Consider the following 4,213-nt stretch of genomic DNA (forward strand, 5'->3'; position numbering starts at 1 on the left):
CCGGCGCGCCATGCGGCGAACCGTCGCCACGCGATCGGCGTGGCGTGCACGGCCGGCGCCGCCTGCGGGCCGAACGCGAACACCGCACCGCCGGCCGCCGCGCTGACCCATACACGCATGCCGGGCAGCAGCGCCAGCGACTCGCCGGCGCGCAGCCAGTGATCGTCGGGCCGGCCCTCGACCGTCACCCACAGGTCGCCGTCCGCGACCTGCAGCGCGGTGCGATCGACGATCCGCCACCGCGCGGCCGGCTCGTTGCCGTCCATCTCGTAGAGTCGCAGTTCGCGCATGGCGGCCTCCGGGTCGCGTGGGTTCGATGACACCAGTATTCCGGACAGCGGCAACACACGGACAGATACGCCTGCAGACACTTTCGGCTGAACTGTACCGGTCCGCCGGCGGACGGGCGTCCGCCCGGTATCGCGTCCGGACGGCTCGCGCGCCCCCCCATTCTGCGTGTTCCGGCGGCTTTGCCTACAATGGCGGCTGTCCCGCGCCCCCGGTCCGCCCCCATGTTCCAACGCCCTCCCGCCGCCGCTCTCGGCGAAAAGAACCTCACCGTGATGCTGTGGCTCGTCGCGACGGGCTTCTTCATGCAGACGCTCGATGCGACGATCGTCAACACGGCGCTGCCGTCGATGGCCGTAAGTCTCGGCGAATCGCCACTACGGATGCAGTCGGTCGTGATCGCGTACTCGCTGACGATGGCGGTGATGATCCCCGTTTCCGGCTGGCTCGCGGACACGTTCGGCACGCGGCGCGTGTTCTTCAGCGCGATCCTGGTGTTCTCGCTCGGCTCGCTGCTGTGCGCGAACGCGCATATGCTGCAGCAACTCGTCGTGTTCCGCGTCGTGCAGGGGGTGGGCGGCGCGATGCTGCTGCCGGTCGGGCGGCTCGCCGTGCTGCGCACGTTCCCGGCCGAACGCTACCTGCCCGCGCTGTCGTTCGTCGCGATTCCCGGGTTGATCGGTCCGCTGATCGGGCCGACGCTCGGCGGCTGGCTCGTGAAGATCGCGTCGTGGCACTGGATCTTCCTGATCAACGTGCCGGTCGGCGTCGCCGGCTGCGTCGCGACCTTCTATTCGATGCCCGACTCGCGCAACCCGGCCGTCGGCCGATTCGACCTGAAGGGCTATCTGCTGCTGACGATCGGGATGGTCGCGATCTCGCTGTCGCTCGACGGGCTCGCCGATCTCGGCATGCAGCACGCGGCCGTGCTCGTACTGCTGATCCTGAGCCTCGCGTGCTTCGTCGCGTACGGACTGTACGCGGTGCGCGCGCCGCAGCCGATCTTCTCGCTCGAACTGTTCAAGATCCATACGTTCAGCGTCGGCCTGCTCGGCAACCTGTTCGCGCGGATCGGCAGCGGCGCGATGCCGTACCTGATCCCGCTGCTGCTGCAGGTGAGCCTCGGCTATTCGGCGTTCGAGGCCGGGCTGATGATGCTGCCGGTCGCGGCGGCAGGGATGTTCTCGAAGCGGATCATCACGCACCTGATCACGCGGCACGGCTACCGCAAGGTGCTGCTCGCGAACACGATCATGGTCGGCGTGATGATGGCGAGCTTCGCGCTGATGCGCGACACGGTGCCCGTATGGGTGAAGGTCGTGCACCTTGCGCTGTTCGGCGGCTTCAACTCGATGCAGTTCACCGCGATGAACACGCTGACGCTGAAGGATCTCGGCACCGGCGGCGCAAGCAGCGGCAACAGCCTGTTCTCGCTCGTGCAGATGCTGTCGATGAGCCTCGGCGTCACAGTCGCCGGTGCGCTGCTGGCGACCTTCACCGGGATGCTGCGCACCGTGACGCCGAGCAATACGCTGCCCGCGTTCCATGCGACCTTCATCTGCGTCGGGATCATCACGGCCGCGTCGGCGTGGATCTTCGCGCAGCTCGCACCCGAAATCCGCGGCCGCACGCAGAAGACCGACCCGTCCGAACGCGCGTGACGCCCGGCGCGCGCCGCCGCGATCGCCACGACGGCGCGGTGCGCACCATGTCGGTGCGGCCATGCTGCACCGCGCGGCAGCCGGCGCCCGCGGCGGCCCGCCACACGGGGCACGACGCCGTGCATACTTCTTGCTCGCCTATTCTGTAGGTAAACTGGCAGTCTCCCTTCGGCCGACATCATGAGCATGATCGACATCGATCCCCCCGGCTTCCAGCCGCCCCGCCCCGTCGCCGGCGACGACGGAAAGCGGCGCACCGTGCTGTACGGCGCGTACACCGTGTTCAGCGTGTTCCAGCCTGTTTTCTCGGTGTCGCACCGCCGCGCGATCGGCTATCACGCGTCGCTGCGCGCGCACGACGAGGAAAGCCGCCAGGTCGCGTCGCACGAGGTATTCACGCAGGCAGCGCGGCGCGGCGACCTGCTCGAGCTCGGCCGGCTCGCCGAATCGCTGCACCTGGGCAACTTCCACGCGTTCGACAGTCACGACGAATGGCTCTTCCTGAGCCTGCATCCGGCCGCGCTGATGGACACCGTCTACGGGGACGCGCTGCTCGCGAACCTGAAGGCGCTCGGCCTGCCGCCGCATCGCGTGGTGCTCGAAGTGCCCGAACAGGCGGGCGGCGAGACGCCGCGCTATGCGGCAATCGTCGACGGGTTGCGCAAGGCCGGCTTCCTGATCGCGCTCGGCGGCTTCGGCGCGAAGCATTCGAACATCGACCGCGTGTGGCACCTGCACCCCGACATCGTCACGCTCGATCGCGGCATCCTCGCGCAGGCGAGCGAGCACTCGCATCTCGAACGCGTGCTGCCGGGGCTCGTGTCGCTGCTGCACGAATCCGGCCAGCTCGTGCTGATGGGCGGGCTCTCGACCGAGCGCGACGCGCTGATCGCGCTCGAATGCGACGTCGATTTCGTGCAAGGGCAGTACTTCGCGGGGCCAAGCGTCGATCCCGTTCAACCGCAGGCCGCCGCCGGCTGCATGGACACGCTGTCGGCCGCATTGCGGCTGCGCGTCGCGCAACGCGAACGCACGCAGGCCGAACGCCTCGCGCCGTATGTCGCCGCGCTGGAGGAAGCGAGCCAGAAGCTCGCCGCGGGCGAGCCGCTGATCGACGCCGCCGGCGCCGTGCTCGGGTTGCCGGAAACCGCGCGCTGCTTCCTGCTCGATGCATCGGGCCGCCAGATCGGCGACAACGTGCTCGCGCGCGGCAGCGTATCGCAGCGGGCGAAACGCTTCCGGCCGCTGCTGCATTCGGAAGGCGCGAGCTGGGAGCGCCGCCCGTACTTCAGCCACGCGATGCGCGCGCCGGGCCGCGTGCATCTGACGCCGCCATACCTGTCGATCAACGAGGCGCACTTGTGCGTGACCGCATCGATCGCCGCGCCGGTCGCGACCGGCATGCAGGTGCTGTGCGTCGACATCAACTGGGAAGCGGCGCTCAACCGCGAATGAAGGTGCGCGCCGCGCTCATGCGGCGCCGTTGACATCGTCGGCCCGGCGCGCGATCAGCCGGTGCACGCGCTTGCCGGACGACGCGCTGACGACTTCATGCTCGTCGATCACCTGCATGCCGGCGCCGAGTGCCGCACGCATGCGCGCCGAATCGAGCGGCGTGTACAAGCGGCCGCGCTCGTCGCGCAACCCACCGTTGCCGGCCACCCGCCAGCTCAGGTACAGCGTGCCGCCGGGCATCAGCAGCGCGGCGAGCCGTGCGGCCGCCGCGGCCGCATCGGCCTGGTCGAGGTGCATCACGACCGTCTCGCACAGTACGTTCCGGAACGCGCCGGACGGCACGCCGGCGAGCGCCGGTAGTGTGGCCAGCTCGAACGTCAGCGACGGGTGGCGCAAGCGCGCCTCGGCGAGCAGCGCGGCGCTCGCGTCGTAGCCGCGCACGTCGAATCCTTGCGAAGCGAGCCACGCGGTGTCGCGCCCCGCGCCGCAACCGACATCGGCCGTCGGCCCCGGCGAGAAATACTGCTCGAGCAGCGCATACATGTCGTCGGGGGCGGCCTGGTCGAGCCAGTCCTGCGCGTATTGCGCGGCATGGGCTTCGTAGGCGTCGAGAGTCGGGCGATCCACCATGGCGATTGCTCCGCGTACGCGTCTGATCGTGCAACGCATCCCGCATCTTAGCCGTTGCGCATCGCGCGTGGTATGGCGCGCGGCGCGTGGTATGGCGCGCGGCGCGCGGCCCTACGCCGCTCGCATGCCGCCCGCGCGGGGCGCCTCGGCCGTCAGTTCGGCCCACAGCGCGTCGCCGC

Annotated in this window: 4 protein-coding genes; 2 read left to right on the forward strand and 2 right to left on the reverse strand. The window is 69.7% G+C overall.

Features of this window, described 5'->3' with window-relative positions; all coding sequences use genetic code 11:
* On the reverse strand, positions 1-290 hold a 290-nt coding region (locus F3J14_RS33850), incomplete at its 3' end, for a DUF2917 domain-containing protein (protein WP_166726615.1).
* A gap of 222 nt (positions 291-512) precedes the next feature.
* Here F3J14_RS33850 and mdtD point away from each other — a divergent pair.
* Positions 513-1,949: a multidrug transporter subunit MdtD gene (gene mdtD / locus F3J14_RS33855; RefSeq protein ID WP_166726616.1), complete on the forward strand. Its 1,437-nt coding sequence runs from the start codon at positions 513-515 to the stop codon at positions 1,947-1,949.
* A 180-nt stretch (positions 1,950-2,129) separates the two neighbouring features.
* Complete coding sequence (locus tag F3J14_RS33860; protein ID WP_006760955.1) at positions 2,130-3,404, forward strand: EAL domain-containing protein; 1,275 nt, start codon at positions 2,130-2,132, stop codon at positions 3,402-3,404.
* Positions 3,405-3,419: 15 nt separating this feature from the next.
* Here the strand turns inward: F3J14_RS33860 and F3J14_RS33865 are convergent, their stop codons facing one another.
* A complete protein-coding gene (locus tag F3J14_RS33865; protein ID WP_166726617.1) occupies positions 3,420-4,034 on the reverse strand; it encodes a methyltransferase domain-containing protein in 615 nt (204 codons plus the stop codon).
* Positions 4,035-4,213 lie beyond the last annotated feature (179 nt).

Source organism: Burkholderia sp. Tr-862, assembly GCF_011753085.1.
GTDB lineage: Bacteria > Pseudomonadota > Gammaproteobacteria > Burkholderiales > Burkholderiaceae > Burkholderia > Burkholderia ambifaria.

What these genes read in the sequence shown, in the direction of transcription:
- mdtD (WP_166726616.1), top strand. Translation starts at nt 513, where the DNA reads ATGTTCCAACGCCCTCCCGCCGCCGCTCTCGGCGAAAAGAACCTCACC.
- F3J14_RS33860 (WP_006760955.1), top strand. Translation starts at nt 2,130, where the DNA reads ATGAGCATGATCGACATCGATCCCCCCGGCTTCCAGCCGCCCCGCCCC.
- F3J14_RS33865 (WP_166726617.1), bottom strand. Translation starts at nt 4,034, where the DNA reads ATGGTGGATCGCCCGACTCTCGACGCCTACGAAGCCCATGCCGCGCAA.